The 387-nt window shown below is 61.8% G+C and carries 1 pseudogene; it reads right to left on the reverse strand.

The annotated features are described in order from the left end of the window. A pseudogene (locus AX708_RS10910) lies at positions 1-355 on the reverse strand (peptidase M23); the annotation flags it as partial. Between the last annotated feature and the right edge of the window lie 32 nt (positions 356-387).

Genomic DNA, 387 nt, shown 5'->3' on the forward strand with positions numbered 1-387 from the left:
TCTTCCCGAACCCGGAGCCGTAGCTGAAGGTATCATCGTGCTTGTTGAGGCTGCTATTGTTCGCCGTAAGGTTCTGAAACGAAGTGTTGCCGAGCGCATAGTTACCCAGCGTGCGTTCAGCAGCCGCTGCCTGACCGGCTGCCTGCGCCGGGCCTAGCAACGACGTCGCCTGCCCGGCGATCGCCATCGCGCCGCGCGCCATGCCGGCCGCGATAAAGGGCACGCTCATCATCATGAACCCGGCGATGGTCGCGATATCATTGTTCACATTGGTGATGCCGTTGCTGACCAGCAAGGTTGGCCCGGTGGGTGCGACCGCAGCATAGGCACTAGCGGCGCGGTTCATCACGAACATGTGCAGGACCACATAGAGCGGTCCCCAGCTAG

This window comes from Erythrobacter sp. CCH5-A1 (assembly GCF_001557115.1).
Classification (GTDB): domain Bacteria; phylum Pseudomonadota; class Alphaproteobacteria; order Sphingomonadales; family Sphingomonadaceae; genus Erythrobacter.